The following is an 18,113-nucleotide window of genomic DNA, read 5'->3' on the forward strand; positions in this document are numbered from 1 at the left end:
ACAAATAATCTTAAAGCATGAGGATTAAAAAATGGATACAAATACCCAGGAAATACAAAAAAAAGTGTTAATTGCTGATGACGATTATGATTTGTTGGAAAAAATGAAAATAGAGTTGCAAAGCATGGGTTTCTCGGTTGTTGATGTACAATCACAGGCAGATGCAGAAGCTCAACTCGAACATTTTAAACCCGATCTGGCCATTTTTGATTTGATGATGGAAAACCAGGACAGTGGATTTATCCTCAGCTATAAGGCAAAGAAAAAATATCCTGATGTACCTGTTATGTTAGTTACGGGTGTGACAAAAGAGACCGGAATGCATTTTGATACATCCACAGAGGAAATGCAGGAATGGCTTAAGGCAGATGTTGTGCTAAACAAAGATGTGCGGCTTGAACAACTTAAAGCTGAAATTGACCAATTATTAAAGGACTAATACGATGGAAAAATTAAGTGTTTTAATCGTTGATGATGAATATGGTATGAGGCGTGGTGCGCAAAAGGCCTTAAAAAAATATAAAGTAATTATCGAAGAGCCCTTTGCTGAAGTTGGATTTGAAATTGATCAGGCAGAAAATGGCAGTGAAGCTCTTGAAAAATTATCTACCAAGCATTTTGATTTATTATTGCTCGATTACAAAATGCCTGATATGACTGGATTGGAAGTCCTGAATTATGTTCAGGAACAAAAGATTGATGTACTTACTGTAATGGTGACAGCATATGCCTCTTTGGAAGTTGCAGTTAGCGCCACTAAAAATGGTGCCTTTGATTTTTTGGCAAAACCTTTTTCACCTGATGAACTTCGATCGGTTGTTGGAAAAGCTGTTAACAACCTTATCTCAAAAAGACAAGCGCGTAAATTAGCAGCAGAAAAAAAACGTGTCCGTTTCCAGTTTATTACTGTTTTAGCCCACGAATTAAAAGCCCCGTTAGCTGCCGTTGAAAGCTACATGCAACTTTTAAAACAGCAGACTTTGGGTGATGAGTTAATTAATTACGACAAAGTAATTTCAAGATCAATCACCCGAATTGAAGGTATGCGTAAAATGATTCTTGACCTGCTTGACCTGACGCGGATTGAATCCGGGCAGAAAAAAAGAATTCTCCAGGACATTAACATAGGCCCGATTGCCAAAACCTCCATTGAAATGATACAACTGGTGGCAGAAGAACGTGGTATATCGATTAATCTTGATGTTCCCAAAAAACTAAATATACAGGGCGATCCTGATGAACTGCTGATTATTTTCAACAATCTTATTTCCAATGCAGTAAAATATAATCGTGAAAATGGGCAGGTAAATGTAAAAATAATCCCGGGTGAAGAGCAGGTTACAATCTGTGTTTCAGATACCGGGATTGGCATGACCGCCGAAGAACGTGAAACCCTGTTTGGCGAATTTGTACGAATCAAAAATGAAGATACCCGTGCAATAATAGGGAGCGGACTTGGACTTTCAATCCTTAAAAAGCTTGTTTCTTTGTACAATGGAAAAATTAGTATTGAAAGCGAGAAAGGCAAAGGCAGTACTTTTACAGTTATTTTAAAAAACAAACAGGTTGCTCAAAGCGATCAGGAAGAGGGATCGAATGCAGCCTGATGAAGTAATGCATTGGCTTAAAGAAGAAGATGAGCAGACACTGGAAGTTTTATGGAAGAAAGCAGATGAAACGCGCCGGGAATATGTAGGAAATGATATCCACTTACGCGGGATTATTGAAATATCCAACTACTGTGTTCGGCTTTGTCATTATTGTGGGATAAATGCAGCAAACAAAAATATTAAACGCTATTTGATGACTGTTGAAGAAATCATGAATGGTGTAAAAGAGATTGAATCTTACGGATATGGAACTGTTGTTTTGCAGGCCGGAGAAGATGCCCGTATTAAGGCCGATTGGATTGCGGAAATTATAAAAAGAATCAAAAATGAAACAAGCCTATCGGTTACGCTTAGTTTGGGAGAGCGAAAAAAGAGTGAACTGGAATTATGGAAAAAAAGTGGCGCTGACCGATACCTGCTAAAAATTGAAACGGGGAATCAAAGACTTTTCAAAAGTATTCATCCAACTGCCTCTAAATTTGAATGGAGTAATCGCATTCAAATATTATTTTTTTTACTTGAAACGGGCTATGAAACCGGTAGTGGTATAATGGTTGGAATACCCGGACAAACATATAATGATATTTTGACAGACATATTTCTCTTTAAAAAACTTGGCGTTCACATGCTGGGTATTGGACCTTTTCTGCCACATCCGGAAACAAGCTTGGGAAAAGAATTTTTTGAAGGATTAGAAGATAAAGACCAGGTACCAAACACCGAATTGATGACATACAAAGTAAACGCTTTAACACGCATTATTTGTAAAAATATAAACATTCCAACAACAACAGCTTTGGCAACCATAAATAGCAAAACCGGAAGGGAACTTGGGTTAAAAAGAGGCGCCAATGTTATCATGCCAAATTTTACGCCAATAAAATATCGTCAATTTTATGAGATTTATCCCGGGCGGATTTGCCTGGAAGAATTTGGCACAAAAGTTAATAATATGATCCATGAACGCATAAAATCTGTTGACAGGGAAATTGGTTACGGGCCAGGTTCTGCAATTCAAAATAAGGCACAAAAATGTATTTAGATAAAACACTATCAAAAAACGCAAAAGATTTTATTGATGATGACAAAATTCATTCATTACTAAAAAATACCAAAGAAAATCCAAAGCAGGTTAAAAAAATAATTGCCAAAAGTCTTGAGAAAAAAGCGCTTAATCCGGAAGAAACAGCAATACTTCTTAAAACCGAGTCTCCCGAACTTGTGGAAGAAATATTCGAAGCTGCACGGAAACTAAAGCGAGATGTTTATGGAAACCGGATTGTATTGTTTGCACCGCTTTACATCGGGAATAATTGTGTTAACGATTGTACCTATTGCTCTTTCCGCAGAAGCAACAAAGAAGCTGTTAGGAGAACTCTTTCTGAAACTGAAATTGGCGCACAGGTAGAATCTCTTGAGGATAAAGGCCATAAACGCTTGATACTTGTGTATGGCGAACACCCAAAATATAATGCGGATTATATCGCCAAATCTGTTAAAGATGTTTATCGCGTAAAAAAAGGTAATGGAGAAATTAGAAGGGTAAATATAAATGCTGCTCCGATGGATATTGAAGGTTTCAAAAAAATTAAAGAGGCCGGCATTGGAACTTACCAGATTTTTATGGAAACCTATCACCATGAAACTTACCAAAAAGTACATCCGGAAAATACTTTTAAAGGTGACTATCTCTGGCGGCTTGATGGATTAAACCGTGCCAATGAAGCAGGATTGGATGATGTAGGAATTGGCGCGTTATTTGGTTTATATGATTGGCGTTTTGAAGTTTTAGCAATGATCCATCATTCCCAATTTCTTGAAAAGCAATATGGCTGCGGACCACACACAATTAGTTTTCCACGGTTAAAACCCGGGTTGGGAATTGAGTATGATGAAAAATACCTGGTTAATGATTATAACTTTAAACGGTTAGTCGCCATTCTTCGTTTAGCTGTGCCATATGCCGGCATGATATTAACCGCCCGTGAAAGCGCTGAGTTACGAAAAGAAATTCTTGGTTTTGGTGTTTCTCAAATCGATGCGGGAAGCAGGATCGAACTGGGAGGATATACAGAAATTGGAGACGCCCAGGTACAGTCATCTGAGAAAGAACAATTTTTATTATCAGATTTACGCCCCCTGGATGAAGTAATAAAACAACTTCTTGATGATGATTATATCCCCAGCTTTTGCACCTCATGCTACAGGCAGGGACGAACCGGAGAACAGTTTATGGAGTTTGCAATTCCCGGGTTTATAGAGCGATTGTGTACGCCAAACGGGCTGATAACTTTACAGGAATATTTATATGATTATTCCTCTGAAGAAACAAAAGAATCCGGAAAAAAACTAATTCAAAGACAACTATCAAACATGCCCGATTCGAAAATGAAAACACGTGTTGTTGAGAGGCTGAATAAAATCGAGCATTCAAATGAGCGGGATTTTTACTTTTAGAAATTGAAAAAAAGAGCACAAACATGAAAAAAACACCAAAAGGAATGCGTCTTCATATTGGGATTTATGGCAGGCGTAATGTTGGAAAATCATCTTTGGTAAATGCGATAACCAGGCAACAGGTTTCAATAGTTTCAGACGTTGCCGGCACCACCACTGACCCGGTAGAAAAGCCAATGGAAATGTTACCCATTGGCCCGGTTTTATTTATCGATACGGCAGGGATTGATGATGAAGGAGACTTGGGGAAAAAACGTATTCAAAAAAGTCGCAAAGCAATGGAGCGCACGGATATTGCCATAATTGTTTCAACTGCTGATTTATGGGAAGATTTTGAGCAAAACCTGATTAACGAATTTTCCAGACTAAAAATTACGGTTATCGTTGTTTTCAATAAAGTTGATATTTTATCTCCAAGAGCGGACCAATTGGATTCAATTTCAAAGCAGGGTATTTCAGTTGTTCAATCCATAGCTTTTAAAGCGGTGGGGATTAATGAATTGCGCGATGTGCTGATCGCTAATGTGCCTGATTATTTTTTGAAATCTCCATCCGTTACAGCCAATCTTGTACCACCTGGAGAAATGGCATTGCTGGTGGTTCCAATCGATTATGAAGCGCCCAAAGGTAGATTAATTCTGCCACAGGTTCAGGTGCTTAGAGATTTACTGGATAATGACGCTTATAGCATGGTTGTAAAGGAAACAGGATTAGTGCAGGCATTGAACAACCTGAAAAAACCACCTGCGCTGGTAATTACAGATTCCCAGTCATTTAAAGAAGTAGGCAGAGATACGCCAGTAGAAATTCCGTTAACATCTTTTTCTATTTTGTTTGCACGCCTAAAAGGCGACTTAAAAGAATTTGTAAAAGGCGCGTTATCGATTGGAAAATTAATTCCCGGTGACAATATCCTTATTGCTGAGTCTTGCAGTCACCACCCCATAAAAGGTGATATAGGACGTGAAAAAATTCCACTTTGGCTGGACAAATATGTTGGTGGAAAACTTAACTATTCAACGGTTCAGGGACATGATTTCCCAGAAGATTTGAGTAAATACAAGCTTGTTGTTCAATGCGGATCGTGCACTTTCAATCCCAGATTATTGAAAACACGATTAAATATTTGCAGGAGCGCAAATGTCCCGATAACAAATTATGGCGTTGCAATTGCGTTTATGCATGGTATTTTCGAAAGAGCATTAGCACCATTTGATGAGGTAAAAGGAATCCTGGAAGAAAACCGAAAAGAAGCTTTGCTGGCGGGATAATTTTTATTTAAACAAAAAAGTAAATAAGAGCATAGTAGCGGGCAATTCTTAAAGTAAAAACTATTATCGAAAACAAGAGAAAATTCCAGCGCAGGACTCCGGCAACAATTGTTATGGGATCACCAATTATTGGTAACCATGAAAGCAGCAAAGACCACCAGCCATATTTATGAGCAATCTCATAAGCCTTTTGTGTGCTTTTATTAATCTTTTTATCCAACCACTTTTGCCCAACCAAAAGGCCAATAAAATAATTAATAACTGTTCCCAGAATATTTCCCAGGCTGGCCCAAATTAAAACCGGAATTGATTTCATTTCCAGAAGCAACGCGCCTGCAACAGCACCTTCGGAGCTAACAGGAATTATAGTAGCTGCCATCAGACAAAAAAGAAATAAACCAAAGTAACCGTAGTCTTCAACAAAATTCATTGGCAAGCTTAAAGAATCAAAAATCAAGAAACAAGATTCTGTAAAACAAGAATAAAAAGGGACTAATAAAAGCAGGAAGTAATAAATCTAAATAAAGAACATTTTTAACTTTTTATGATCTTGGCTAACTTGGTTTTCATTACAACTATAAATTTGGAGGAAAATTGAAAAACAAAATATATCATAATCCCCGCTGCAGTAAAAGCCGGCAAACTTTACAATTGATGAATGATAACAATGCCGAAGTTGAAATCGTTGAGTATTTAAAAACTCCTCCAACTGCCGAAGAGATTCTAACACTTTGTAAGCAAATTCGTATAGCTCCAAAGGATCTTGTTAGGATGAAAGAACCAATCTTGAAAGAACTAGGTTTCTCCAAAAAGTCCGAGCTATCCGACAAAGAGTGGTGCAAGTTGATGTCTGAAAACCCAAAGTTGATCGAGCGACCGATTGTTGTTTATAATGGAAAAGTTGTATTAGGCAGGCCGCCAGAAAAAGTGTTGGATATTATTTAGCATTTCCGCTGATTTTTATACTTTATTTATGACTTATATGTCTTTTATTATTTGATGGAAGACATATTTTTTTATAGCTTTGTTTCTATATATAGAAACATGAATTATGAAAAACAATATAAAACAAATTTGTGATTTATTAGCCGAGACAAATGATTCAAGTAAAATAAATCATTTATTAGAAAGCTTTTTTACCCCCGCCGAATTAGCTGATCTTGATTCCAGATGGGAAATATTAAAACGATTGAATAAAGGTGAAACACAACGGAAAATAGCTAAAGACCTGCATCTGGGGTTATGCAAAATTACACGTGGATCGAAAGAATTGAAGAAACCCAACTCTATTTTAAAAAAAATAATTACCAAAATAGAAAAAGAAAACTAGTCAAAATAATATTTACATAGGAGACACCAACATGGCTGTTAAAGTATTTTTAACCGAAGATGAAATGCCAAAGCAATGGTATAACCTTGCTCCAGATTTACCCACACCTATGCAACCGCCATTAGGACCTGATGGAAACCCTATCGGACCGGAAATGCTGGCACCGGTTTTCCCGATGAACCTGATTGAGCAGGAAGTTAGTGCAGAACGCTGGATTGATATTCCCGAAGAAGTTAGGGAATTGCTCTTCAAATGGAGGCCTTCTCCATTGCACAGGGCCGTTTCATTAGAAAAAGCTTTAGGCACACCGGCACGAATTTATTACAAAAATGAAAGTGTTTCGCCGGCAGGGAGCCATAAACCAAACACAGCAATTCCTCAGGCTTGGTATAATAAACAGTTTGGCATAGAGAAGCTAACCACGGAAACCGGGGCCGGCCAATGGGGAAGTGCTCTTTCATTTGCCTGTTCGCTGGTTGGGCTTGAATGTAAAGTATTTATGGTACGAATTAGCTTTGACCAAAAACCAATGCGTAAACTGATGATGGAAACCTGGAATGGAACATGTATTCCAAGCCCAAGTGACCAAACTGAAATCGGCAAAAAATTTCTTGCTGAAGACCCCAATACACCAGGCAGTCTTGGAATTGCTATAAGTGAGGCCGTTGAAGCGGCAGTAACTGATCCGACAGGAAAATCGCGCTATTCTCTTGGCAGTGTATTAAACCATGTAATGCTGCATCAAACCATAATTGGTCTTGAAACAAAGAAACAGTTAGCCAAGATCAACGAAAAAAATGTTGATGTTGTAATTGGCTGCGCAGGTGGCGGCAGTAATTTTGCCGGTCTGGCCTTCCCTTTTGTAAATGATAAAATAAATGGCGCAAATATCGATATTATCCCAGTAGAGCCTGCATCTTGCCCAACGATGACAAAAGCACCATTTGCTTATGATTTTGGTGATACCGGCCAGATGACTCCACTGATGCCGATGCATTCATTGGGTCATAAATTTATTCCACCTCCAATCCATGCCGGTGGTTTACGTTATCATGGTATGGCGCCATTAGTTAGTGCGGCTATAAATGATGGATTATTAAATCCAACTTCTATCGGCCAGGTAGAATGTTATAAAGCTGCTGTACAGTTTGCCCGTACCGAAGGGATTATTGTTGCTCCTGAAACCAGCCATGCAGTCGCATCTGCAATCCGTGAAGCAAATAAAGCCAAAGAAGAAGGAAAAGAAAAAGTTATCGTATTTGGATTAAGCGGACATGGATTAATGGATTTACTTGGTTACGAAAAACATTTCACCGATGATTTGGATCATCATGCAATGTCCGATGAAGAATTAGCAGAGTCAATTAAATGCATGGATGGCTTGCCAAAACCGAAGTAGCTTCGACAAGCTCAGCTACATATTTCGCTTAAAAAAAAAGGCCATCGTATGATGGCCTTTTCTGTTTCTCTTAAGTTTATAGTCTGGTACCGTCCAGCTTGTCATTCTTTAGAAGTTCTTCATATTCTTGCGGATGGTGATGTTTTAAATCTTCAAGAGACATTTTACCGTCAGTCCAGGTAACATCCATCGGATATTTTTCCGGATGATAAACAACAAAGAACCAATGCCAGACAATTATAGCCAATGTAGCAAGCCAGGCTTCTAAGTAGTGAACAACTTCTGAAGCTTCAAATACCCACGACGGTAAGTACTTCATAAAAAATTCCGGGAACCACAATACAAAACCCGTTGCTACCATAACAAACGTTCCCCAAATTAGCGCAAGATATTCCGCTTTTTCAGTATAATCAAAACGCCCGCTTTTTGGTTTTTCTTTTGATAGTCTTAGATAAAACTTCATATTTTTAATGAAGTCAGTAACATCTTCAATCTTTGGCATCAATGACATAATTTCTTTTCTGCCGTTTCTACTAAAGATGAAATAACCGGCTTGAATAGTTGAAGCAGTAATCATCACAATAGCAGCAACCCTGTGCGTAGTTGAACGAATCGCCTCATCCATTCCCATCCAGGTAATTAACTGCACCCAGCCAGCATCGGGAAATTTTAAAGCAAAGCCTGTAATTACAAGAGCAAAAAAGCTGGTTAACAAAGCTAAATGTTGATAAACTTCCCACGGCCTAAAACGCTGGTAGGTAGGTTTTAAAATGTGGGCTCTGCGCTTTCTTACAACATGGTAAATGTAAATGATCGTGTTATGTATAACCATTCCTCCAATAACAACAATTATCATCCAAATGTAAATTTCATTTAAATAATACGCGACTGGGTTTCGAGCCTGCTGTTCGATAGGATGCATATCAATTTTAACAAAATCTTCGGAAATATTTTCATGGCATTCGCCACATGTGTTTTCCAAGTTTGAGATATGAACACTTGACTCAGGGTTTCGTGAACTTTTTATGGCATGGACTTCATGGCAACTTGTGCAAGTCGCGGCATCATCAGAACCGCGCAAAACTGAAAGACCGTGATAACTACGTAAATATGATTCCATACGGTTGGGATCAAGCCCAAAACGGCCCATCATTACTTCAGATGCGTGACAACCCTGGCATATTTGTGATGATTGGTTAAATTTGTTTGTTAAAGCATCCTCATCTTTTGCAGATGCAATACTATGTTCACCGTGGCAATCGTTACATCCGGGAGATTCAGAATGTCCTCGTTTTTTGCCCTGCCAATGGATGCTTTCAGAATATTCTTTGTATTCTTCTTCATGACATGTTCCACATGTTTTTGGCAAATTTATTTCCGAAGTCAGACACTCAGGATCAGTCTTCAACATTATTTTATGCGCACCATGACAGCTAATACATGTTGGAGCATCACCATCAGGATCTTCCAGTAAGTTTTTATTATGTACACTTTCATGATACATTCCAACCGGGCCATCTCCTTTAATATTCAGGTAAGCAAGTACCTCGGGTTTGGAGTGACAATCGGAACACATTTTCTCAATGTTCATTCTGTGTGAAGGTGAATTTTCATCATCGTAAGCTAAAATGTTATGCTTACCATGGCAATCAACACAATTCGCTGCATATAAACCATTGTCTTCATTTGTCAAAGCATGAGCACTTAAATCATAGTCAGCCTGGGCATCATCGTGGCACTCTGCACAATTAACTTTTTCCAATGTTTCTGCATGTTCCTCATCAAAGTCTTCCAAATCCATATGGCATTCTACACAATCCATATCACCATGGATAGATTGTTCAAAATCCCCTGGTTCAACATGAAGTGAAATTTCTAATGAGTCATTTATTTCTTTTGTCATTTCAGGATCATCGTGGCAATCATAGCATGCGTCATTGTCCTGCCCAATTAGCAAACTGTTCAACAAGAATAGTAAGAATGTAAGTGTAAATATGAATTTCATGGTAATTCCCTAATTAGATAAATAATCCTTAATATAAGAAAATTTTTCCATATTAGTGATTGTTTTCTCATTGTATTTTTTCATTTTCTTTAAAACTAACTTTTACTCTATGGATCAAGACCTGTATGACATTCAGTGCAGTTGGTGTCCATCCACTCATCTTCTTCTATTTCTCCGCCGGGGTGTCTAAAATCGATAAACCCAGTAATAGTTGCCATTTCCAGATCTTCGGGAGGTCCCTGAGCCTTTATTGTATGGCAGATATTGCAATCCCTGCTTATGGCTTTGTCATCTTCACTAACATGCTGATCATCATGACACCGGAAACAACCATCAAATTCTAAATGACCAATATGGTTTGGATATGCATCCCATTTTACATTCATTTCCGGGAAAATATTTACAACAAATTTGTCCTGTATTCCTTTTACGGCCTGCTTAATCATTTTCATTTTGGATTCTGCAATTTCAGGATAGTCCTCTTCATAAAATTCAATTACAGTCTTTTCAATATACTGGCGCGCAGAATCCGTTGTTGAAAATTCTTCGGCGCAGATTTGCATGGCAAGCGATTTAATTTCAGGAAGTTCGATTGGAATTATTCCTGCCGTAATTGCCTCATTTATAAAAAATGCCGGTGGTTTATAACTATGAGCCGGCCGGTTGTGGCAATCCATGCAATCCATTAAGCTAATATCAAATTCCTGAATCTGCTCTTCATCAAGTGTATCTTCTTCATTATTATAAATTGTTACATCTCCTGTTTTTAAATTGGTATACCTAACCCAGGAGATGTTCTCTTTCTGTTCGTGTGTTGATATATATTCTATTTTTACATCCGGATTAATATGCCAGTGGATTCCTTCATCAAAACTCCGTGCAGAAAGTTGTGAACCAAGTTTCATATTAAGATATATATCCCATTCGCTGTTTTCTTCGTCATTAAGATAGTGGCGTTCCAGCCTTTGTTTATTTGCATAAAATTTTTGTGGCCAATGGCATTGTTCACACGTTTCTCTGGCAGGCCGCAAATTTGCGATTGGTGTTGGAATCGGTTTGGAGTACTCATTTGTTAAAACTGATATTACCTGATGTAACCCTGATATTTTTGCTTTCACAAACCAATCGGCACCTGCACCAATATGGCATTCTGCACATGCAACCCTTGCATGTGAAGAATGTTGATAAGCATCGTATTCAGGCTTCATAACCTCATGGCAAAGTGTGCCACAAAATTCTACTGATTCTGTATAATGAAAAGCCTCATAACTGCCAATGGCCGACAGCAGAAAAAATATGGCTGTACCTAAGACAAATAGAGTTACAGCATTTCTATGGCGTTTCAAGTTTAAATCAATAAAAGGCAAAGAGTTTTGAGTTTTGGATATTTTTTTCCGGTTTAGTAACATTCCGACCGGAATTAAAATCAACCCCAAAATTAAAACCGCAGGTAAAAGCATATAAATGATAATCCCAAGGTATATTGGTTGGCCCGAGAAAAAAGTAGCTATCACAAATAGAAATATCATCATGAATAATACAATTATTGCAATCGTTGCCCCTATAAGTGAAATCCAATTCTTTGCCGAGCGCGGTAATTCAAATTTCATGATGAGTCCTTAAAAGTTTGTTTTTTCATTTGTCGTTAGAAATATTTTTAAACAATATAAATAATTTACTATTTTGATTTTTACATTGTGTATCGGCAATTCCCATGCCACTTTTATATTGTGCATCACAAAGACACAAAGCTTCCTGGAATTAAAATTCTTATTTTTCATTTATTGAAACTAATATTTGATCGATAAAGTAGAATTATAAATTTGAAATGAGAAATTTATCTAATTAACTTTGCGACTTAATAGTTTGTTAAACCAGGAGATTAATATGAAACGAGTGTTTATACTTGCATTTAGTTTGTTCTTTGTAGCCGGCTCTCAATTATTTGCACAGGAAAGCCACCAATACATTGGCGCCGAAAAATGCAAAACATGCCATAAGAAAGAAAAAGCAGGCAAACAATATTTAATTTGGAAAGATGGCCCTCATGCCAACGCAATGAAAACTCTGTCATCCCCCGAAGCAATGAAAATTGCCAAGGAAAAAGGAATAGCAGATCCGGCTAAGGATCCATCATGTTTAAAATGCCATTCAACTTATGCTAGTTTAAAACCAGAACAATTGCATGCTAAAGGGAAATTGAAATTAGAAGAAGGCGTTTCCTGTGAATCTTGCCATGGAGCTGGCGCCGATTACAAAAAGAAAAAAATAATGAAAGACCAGAAAACAGCAATAGCAAATGGCTTAATTCTACCTGAAGAAAAGGTTTGTAAATCTTGCCACAATGATGAAAGCCCAACTTTTAAAAGCTTTGATTTTAAAAAGGCCGTAAAAGAAATAAGCCATCCAACACCTGCTAAATAATAATTAAAAAAAAGGGGCTCAATAGCCCCTTTTTTTATTCTTCATAAATTATATTATACTTATTGATAAGACGGTGAATAGATCGTCTGTCAAGACCGCACAATTCTGCAGTTCGGGAAATATTGCCATTGTTACGTTTTATATGATGCGTTAAATATTCCACCTCAAACTTTTCCATTAAATTTTCTTTTGCATTTTTATAAGAAAGATTGATTATATCGTCATCAAAAATTGCATTCTCTTTTTCTTTTGAGATTGGTAAATCTGCTTTTTGAATTATTGAATTTGAGCAAAGATAAAATGCACGACTAATAATATTTTGCAGCTCACGTACATTGCCGGGCCATGTATAGTTTTTTAATGCTTTTTCTGCATCGCTTGATAAACGAACCATTGATTGGTCATTTTGACAGCAATGCTCTGTGAGAAAATTTTTTGCAAGAGGAATAATATCATCCGGACGTTCTCTTAATGGAAGAATTTTGATTTCCATGGCATTTAGCCGATAGTAAAGATCTTCACGAAATTGTTTATCATGCACAGCTTTATTCAAGTCTTTATTCGTTGCTGCAATAATCCTAACATCAATATCAATTTCTTGTTGCCCACCCACTCTTCTAATTTTTCGTTCTTCCAGCATTCTTAACAGCTTAATTTGCATAGCCAAACTAAGGTCGCCAATTTCATCGAGAAAGAACGTTCCATGGTTTGCAAATTCCAAAAGCCCCGGCTTTGTTTTAATCGCGCCTGTAAAAGCTCCTCGTTCATGGCCAAACAACTCACTTTCAAAAAGGTTTTCGGGTAAAGCACCACAGTTTACGGGCACAAATGGATTCAGGTTTCTTTTGCTCAAAGAATGAATTGCACGAGCAAACAGTTCTTTGCCAGTTCCACTTTCACCCGTTACAAGAACGTTCATATTTCCCGGCGAAATTCTCTTTACAACCCGTATCAAATCTTCTATTTGCTCACTTTGATAAACAATCCCGGAAAAGGCATCTTTACCTTTTGAAGAATCTTCCAGTTTTTCAGTTTTTTTATAATTTTGGCTGAAAGCGTGTTCAATTATTTCATATAATTTTTTAGATGTGAATGGTTTTTCAATAAAATCAAATGCCCCTTCGCGCATAGCTTCAACACTTGTATCAATTGTGCCATAACCAGATATAACTATCACGATACTATCAGGAAAAGTCCCTAATGCCTTACGCAGTATCTCCATTCCGGAAACATTTTTCATTTTAAGATCTGTGATAATTAAATCATACTTCGTTTTGCCTACTCTATCCAATGCTTTTTGCGCATCTTGTTCCATCGATATTTTATATTCAGAATTACGGCTCAGTAGCTTGTGCAAACTGTCCAGCATATCCTGTTCGTCATCAATTAGTAAAATATTTTTCATTATTATTTCGCTTTATTAAATAGAATGGTAAATGTGGTTCCTTCTCCGAATGCACTTTCACATTCAATATCCCCACCATGATTTTTTAGTATATTTTTTACAATATATAATCCAAGCCCTGTCCCTTTTTGGGCTGATTTGGAAGTAAAAAATGGTAAAAATATCTTTTCTTTAGAAACCTCATCTATACCCATTCCATCGTCTTTAATTATAATTTGAACCTTCTCATTATTGGTGCATCCAACACTTATTTCCAGGTTACCGCTATTATCAATTGCATCGATGGCGTTATTAATTAAATTTGTAGTAACCTGTTCAATCTGTTGAGCATCTCCATAGATGAGCGCACTCTTACATTTGTCATCACATAGAAAGATTTTTTTTAGTAAAATATTTCTTCTGATTAGTCGTGGTTCAAAAATTTTAATACTTTCATTAATAATTTTCATCACATCTATTTTATGAAAATCTTTTGGAAGCTTTTTACTATACTTAAGAATATTATTTGTAATCCTGGCAATTTTTTGGGTTTGCTGTAAGATAACCTCAATATCATCGCCATATTTCTGCAAACCAACCATGTTCTCAGATTCGAGCTGAATATAGTCAGCGCGTGCCATAATCACACCCGCAGGATTATTTATTTCATGGGCCATTTCAGCCGCCAATTCTCCAAGGGTTACTAACTTGTCAGCACGTTGTAGTTGCTCAAAATGAAATGAATTTATTTCCTGCTGAGACTTTTCAAGCTGGTTAACCATATTATTGAAATGTCTGTCAAGCAATCCAAATTCATCCTCTTTTTTCTGTGGTCTTCTTATATGCAAATTACCTTTTTCAACTTCACTCAAAGCATCAATTACACCTTTTAGTGGTTTACTAATAAAAGAGTTGAAAATTAAATACAGTGTTATAATCAGGATCAATATCACAACAATCCCAAGAAATATTGAATGTCTTATCCCTGTATAAAACTGTACCTCTGGTTTTGTCAATCGGGAATCGATGTCCAGATAAGCGATTGTATCTTTCTGTTCATGGCACCTCTGGCATTTTTCTTCATTTTTAAACGGAGTAATTGCAGAATATATCGTATCCGGTTCAATTAATGTAATACTTTTTATATCCCTTTCTGCAGTATGGTGTGGAGCAATAAAACTAATATCTTCACCAATTTCTGATGTGTCTGTTGCATATAATATTTTACCGGACAAATCAAATATTCGCATGTTTTTTATATGTTCACTTACAACATGTCTTTCTAAAACTATTTGGATGTTTTTTTCATCATGTTCCATGTTATGGCTGATACAAGATAACACCACATTTATTGTTGTCTCCAACATCATTACAGAACGTTCTTCGAAGTTTTTATTAAACTGGTAAACAAAAAAACTCATTGGTCCGCCTACAGCCAATATTATTATCACAATTGCCGAAACTATAAATTTACTTTTTATGGAATTAAACATCATCTTTCCTTTAGAAAACAATATTTTCAATGAAAGTAATATCGAGCTTTTTTAAGCTATTGTAAAGCATTAATAGTGTCTCAAAAAAGTCCCAGTGGGACATTAATTCCCCACATTTTTAAGCATCTAAAAAAAAATAATAGATATAATTTAATCAATAATAATGGAGTTTTCAGCTATTTTACTCTTATTTAATTCTTACGGACATAAAACGAACATTTGGCATACTAATTGAATAACGAATAACCATGAAAATCATGCTAATATCAAGAGATAAAGAATTGTTCAACAGTTTATTAAAACTTCAGAAAGAAATTTCTTTACCGGTAGAGTTATTTTCCGGCGCCGAAGACCCATTGGATATATTGTCTGAAATCTGTAGTGAAAACGCGTCCCTTGTTATTTTAGATGACGATTTCATTAAACCAGGATCTGCAGTTTTATTAAAAGCTATTCGAAAAGTTAAGGAGTCACTGGATATAATCTTTTTAACTTCAAATGATAGCATTGAGTTGGGCAAGGAGATTACTTCATTATCAGTACAGTTTTATGCGATTAAACCCATTTCGTCTAAAGAACTAATGCAATCAATTAATTCCATAATAAAATACAAATCAAAACAAATTAACTAATTATTATCCAGGAGGATTTATATGAAGACTTTTTTACTAACTTTAATTGCACTTTTTTTAATTAGTGCACCAACATTTTCACAGGATCAAGTTGGTCCTGAAAAATGTTTGACTTGCCATAACAATGTCGGTTTAGGTGATATGACAGGCTGGCGTTCATCAATGCATGCCAATGGTTATTCTGTCCAATTAGACGATGCTTTCAGTATGCAGGATTTATATGGAATGGTAAATGATTATGATGAAAATGGAATTGATGACTTTAAAGATGGTCTCAATTTCAACAATATCGATAGTAAGTTTGATCCCTATAAACCCAACGCGCCAATTCTATCATATAGCGCAGAAGGTGGTTACAAAATGCAAATGGGTGATGTAACCCATAAAGTAATTATGACATATGGCGGCAGCGGATTGTACAAACAAAGATATATGTTGAGTGTAGAAACCTCTGAAGGGTTTTCAAAAGGTTACTATGTATCTCCTGTCCAGTATAATGAAAAGACAAAAGAATATGTTGTTTACCATGGCAGTGACTGGTATGACGCTTCTAATCTTCCAATATATACATCTACTTCAACTTTGATGGATATTGCCGGAAATAGCAGAAATATTGCAAAAAACTGTTCCGGATGTCATTCTAATGGACTAGAAGTTTGGCAAGATGATAATAATGAATGGTTAATGAAAGGTGCGCCTGTTGATGATGAGGCCGCTTATGATGGATTAAACAATGTGTTTGATATTGATGGCGATGGAAATCTTGATCAAATAAACACCACTTGTGAAAGATGCCATGGTCCAGGAAGTGACCATGCTGCTGCTCCAACAAAAGAAAATATTATTAATCCTTTAACTGATTTAACTGCTGAACAAAATAATAATCTTTGCGGGATGTGCCACTCCCGTGGGAAAAGTAAACCAAACAACACTTTTGGTTTCCCATTTCAAGATGATGCAAGCACTTTAGTAACTTGGGCTGTTGGTGATCTGGTTGAGCCGATATACACCAACGGCGGCAAAAATTTTGGTGATGGTGTTACATCTTCCTCACACCACCAGCAATTTTGGGATTTATACCAAAGTGACAAACCCACATTCCAATATCACCCAGTTTCTTGTAATGAATGTCACGATGTTCACAATGAAGTTTTACATCACGTGAGATCAGAAATAGTTGAGAAAGATACTTCTGGAGCTGACGTTCCTATAGCAACAGCAAGTGGAAATAATACACTTTGCCTGGCCTGCCATGCAACTCACGGAGCTTTTGCCGATATTTCTGTTGAAATGGTTGCGGATTATGATAACAATGTTACCGCAATTGGCGAAATAGTTTCTGCTCACACAAAACATAGCTACGATCCAGAAGGGATCGGTACTTCTAATTGTGTTAGTTGCCATATGGCAGTAACATCAAAATCAGCTGTTGCTTATGATGTTCATGGACATACATTTGAAGCAATTCCTCCGGAAAAAACTAAAATGTATACAATGCCTAACTCATGCGCTGTTAGCTGCCATGGAAACGTTGATGCAGCCGGTGGTGATTTTGGAACAAATATTACTGTAGACGATCGTACATTTTGGGGCGGAATTGCTCAGCAAGACCTGGCAGATAGTTTAATGTATTACTATGGTCCTGATGGAAAATGGTGGACTCATAGTGTAACTACAATCGATATTACAGAAAACGAAATGCCGACAAAATTCAGCTTGTCCCAAAACTATCCAAATCCATTTAACCCTACAACAAACATTGTATTTGAATTACCAAAATCTACAACTGTTAGCTTGAAGGTTTATAATGTAGTTGGCCAGTTGATTACTACACTTATTGACAATGAAGATATGACTTCAGGTAAAAAGCTATTACAATTTGACGCTTCGAACCTTTCAGCGGGTCTTTATTTCTATACGTTGAAAACAGCTACTTTTACAGAGTCTAAGAAAATGGTTTTAATAAAATAATTTCTTAAACCTTTTTGTTTTAATTACTAGGCCTTCCTTCTTTTTTGAGGGGAGGTCTTTTATTAAATACATTTTAAGTCTCACTGAGACACAAATGTCCCACTTTTCCCTTCATGTATATACATCCATCTTTAATT

Annotated in this window: 16 protein-coding genes; 11 read left to right on the forward strand and 5 right to left on the reverse strand. The window is 36.7% G+C overall.

Annotated features, from left to right (window positions below; genetic code table 11):
* Positions 1-31: 31 nt before the first annotated feature.
* The 5 genes from HND50_12520 to hydF are packed head-to-tail and all read left to right on the forward strand — an operon-like array spanning position 32 to position 5,338.
* Positions 32-439, forward strand: a complete 408-nt coding sequence (locus HND50_12520) for a response regulator (GenBank protein NOG46057.1) — start codon at positions 32-34, stop codon at positions 437-439.
* A 4-nt stretch (positions 440-443) separates the two neighbouring features.
* Positions 444-1,607, forward strand: a complete 1,164-nt coding sequence (locus HND50_12525) for a response regulator (protein NOG46058.1) — start codon at positions 444-446, stop codon at positions 1,605-1,607.
* Entirely contained in the window at positions 1,597-2,652 is a 1,056-nt protein-coding gene (hydE, locus tag HND50_12530; protein ID NOG46059.1) for a [FeFe] hydrogenase H-cluster radical SAM maturase HydE, read from the forward strand. The genes HND50_12525 and hydE overlap by 11 nt, the downstream gene beginning before the upstream one ends.
* Entirely contained in the window at positions 2,643-4,067 is a 1,425-nt protein-coding gene (hydG, locus tag HND50_12535) for a [FeFe] hydrogenase H-cluster radical SAM maturase HydG (GenBank protein NOG46060.1), read from the forward strand. Before hydE ends, hydG begins: the two co-directional genes overlap by 10 nt.
* A 23-nt stretch (positions 4,068-4,090) precedes the next feature.
* Positions 4,091-5,338 (forward strand): [FeFe] hydrogenase H-cluster maturation GTPase HydF, encoded by a 1,248-nt coding sequence (gene hydF / locus HND50_12540; protein NOG46061.1) that lies wholly within the window; start codon positions 4,091-4,093, stop codon positions 5,336-5,338.
* A 7-nt stretch (positions 5,339-5,345) separates the two neighbouring features.
* Here the strand turns inward: hydF and HND50_12545 are convergent, their stop codons facing one another.
* Positions 5,346-5,768, reverse strand: coding sequence for a DedA family protein (locus HND50_12545; protein NOG46062.1), 423 nt, complete (start codon positions 5,766-5,768; stop codon positions 5,346-5,348).
* A gap of 164 nt (positions 5,769-5,932) precedes the next feature.
* Between HND50_12545 and arsC the strand changes: the two genes are divergently transcribed.
* The 3 genes from arsC (at position 5,933) to HND50_12560 (ending at position 8,067) form a co-directional block, all read left to right on the forward strand.
* Positions 5,933-6,283, forward strand: coding sequence for an arsenate reductase (glutaredoxin) (gene arsC, locus HND50_12550; protein ID NOG46063.1), 351 nt, complete (start codon positions 5,933-5,935; stop codon positions 6,281-6,283).
* Between the two features lie 106 nt (positions 6,284-6,389).
* Complete coding sequence (locus tag HND50_12555) at positions 6,390-6,668, forward strand: transcriptional regulator (protein NOG46064.1); 279 nt, start codon at positions 6,390-6,392, stop codon at positions 6,666-6,668.
* A gap of 31 nt (positions 6,669-6,699) precedes the next feature.
* Positions 6,700-8,067, forward strand: a complete 1,368-nt coding sequence (locus HND50_12560; GenBank protein ID NOG46065.1) for a TrpB-like pyridoxal phosphate-dependent enzyme — start codon at positions 6,700-6,702, stop codon at positions 8,065-8,067.
* Positions 8,068-8,143: 76 nt separating this feature from the next.
* Here HND50_12560 and HND50_12565 read toward each other — a convergent pair whose 3' ends face one another.
* Together HND50_12565 and HND50_12570 are read right to left on the reverse strand one after the other, a co-directional pair.
* A complete protein-coding gene (locus HND50_12565; protein NOG46066.1) occupies positions 8,144-10,072 on the reverse strand; it encodes a hypothetical protein in 1,929 nt (642 codons plus the stop codon).
* A gap of 107 nt (positions 10,073-10,179) precedes the next feature.
* Positions 10,180-11,682: a cytochrome C gene (locus HND50_12570; protein ID NOG46067.1), complete on the reverse strand. Its 1,503-nt coding sequence runs from the start codon at positions 11,680-11,682 to the stop codon at positions 10,180-10,182.
* 277 nt (positions 11,683-11,959) lie between these two features.
* Here HND50_12570 and HND50_12575 point away from each other — a divergent pair, with 277 nt between their 5' ends.
* Positions 11,960-12,496, forward strand: a complete 537-nt coding sequence (locus HND50_12575) for a cytochrome C554 (protein ID NOG46068.1) — start codon at positions 11,960-11,962, stop codon at positions 12,494-12,496.
* 34 nt (positions 12,497-12,530) lie between these two features.
* Here the strand turns inward: HND50_12575 and HND50_12580 are convergent, their stop codons facing one another.
* Together HND50_12580 and HND50_12585 are read right to left on the reverse strand one after the other, a co-directional pair.
* The gene (locus HND50_12580) at positions 12,531-13,901 is read right to left on the reverse strand and encodes a sigma-54-dependent Fis family transcriptional regulator (GenBank protein NOG46069.1); all 1,371 of its coding nucleotides are present in this window, start codon (positions 13,899-13,901) and stop codon (positions 12,531-12,533) included.
* A 2-nt stretch (positions 13,902-13,903) separates the two neighbouring features.
* Positions 13,904-15,301: a HAMP domain-containing histidine kinase gene (locus HND50_12585; protein ID NOG46070.1), complete on the reverse strand. Its 1,398-nt coding sequence runs from the start codon at positions 15,299-15,301 to the stop codon at positions 13,904-13,906.
* A gap of 329 nt (positions 15,302-15,630) precedes the next feature.
* Here HND50_12585 and HND50_12590 point away from each other — a divergent pair, with 329 nt between their 5' ends.
* Both HND50_12590 and HND50_12595 read left to right on the forward strand, forming a co-directional pair.
* A complete protein-coding gene (locus HND50_12590) occupies positions 15,631-16,005 on the forward strand; it encodes a hypothetical protein (protein NOG46071.1) in 375 nt (124 codons plus the stop codon).
* Positions 16,006-16,026: 21 nt separating this feature from the next.
* Positions 16,027-17,976, forward strand: a complete 1,950-nt coding sequence (locus HND50_12595; GenBank protein ID NOG46072.1) for a T9SS type A sorting domain-containing protein — start codon at positions 16,027-16,029, stop codon at positions 17,974-17,976.
* Positions 17,977-18,113 lie beyond the last annotated feature (137 nt).

The sequence above is a fragment of the Calditrichota bacterium genome, from assembly GCA_013112635.1.
Taxonomy (GTDB): Bacteria; Calditrichota; Calditrichia; order Calditrichales; family J004; genus JABFGF01.

Coding starts and splice junctions, on each gene's coding strand:
- HND50_12520 (NOG46057.1), top strand. CDS start 32: ATGGATACAAATACCCAGGAAATACAAAAAAAAGTGTTAATTGCTGAT.
- HND50_12525 (NOG46058.1), top strand. CDS start 444: ATGGAAAAATTAAGTGTTTTAATCGTTGATGATGAATATGGTATGAGG.
- hydE (NOG46059.1), top strand. CDS start 1,597: ATGCAGCCTGATGAAGTAATGCATTGGCTTAAAGAAGAAGATGAGCAG.
- hydG (NOG46060.1), top strand. CDS start 2,643: ATGTATTTAGATAAAACACTATCAAAAAACGCAAAAGATTTTATTGAT.
- hydF (NOG46061.1), top strand. CDS start 4,091: ATGAAAAAAACACCAAAAGGAATGCGTCTTCATATTGGGATTTATGGC.
- HND50_12545 (NOG46062.1), bottom strand. CDS start 5,768: ATGAATTTTGTTGAAGACTACGGTTACTTTGGTTTATTTCTTTTTTGT.
- HND50_12555 (NOG46064.1), top strand. CDS start 6,390: ATGAAAAACAATATAAAACAAATTTGTGATTTATTAGCCGAGACAAAT.
- HND50_12560 (NOG46065.1), top strand. CDS start 6,700: ATGGCTGTTAAAGTATTTTTAACCGAAGATGAAATGCCAAAGCAATGG.
- HND50_12565 (NOG46066.1), bottom strand. CDS start 10,072: ATGAAATTCATATTTACACTTACATTCTTACTATTCTTGTTGAACAGT.
- HND50_12570 (NOG46067.1), bottom strand. CDS start 11,682: ATGAAATTTGAATTACCGCGCTCGGCAAAGAATTGGATTTCACTTATA.
- HND50_12575 (NOG46068.1), top strand. CDS start 11,960: ATGAAACGAGTGTTTATACTTGCATTTAGTTTGTTCTTTGTAGCCGGC.
- HND50_12580 (NOG46069.1), bottom strand. CDS start 13,901: ATGAAAAATATTTTACTAATTGATGACGAACAGGATATGCTGGACAGT.
- HND50_12585 (NOG46070.1), bottom strand. CDS start 15,301: ATGAGTTTTTTTGTTTACCAGTTTAATAAAAACTTCGAAGAACGTTCT.
- HND50_12590 (NOG46071.1), top strand. CDS start 15,631: ATGCTAATATCAAGAGATAAAGAATTGTTCAACAGTTTATTAAAACTT.
- HND50_12595 (NOG46072.1), top strand. CDS start 16,027: ATGAAGACTTTTTTACTAACTTTAATTGCACTTTTTTTAATTAGTGCA.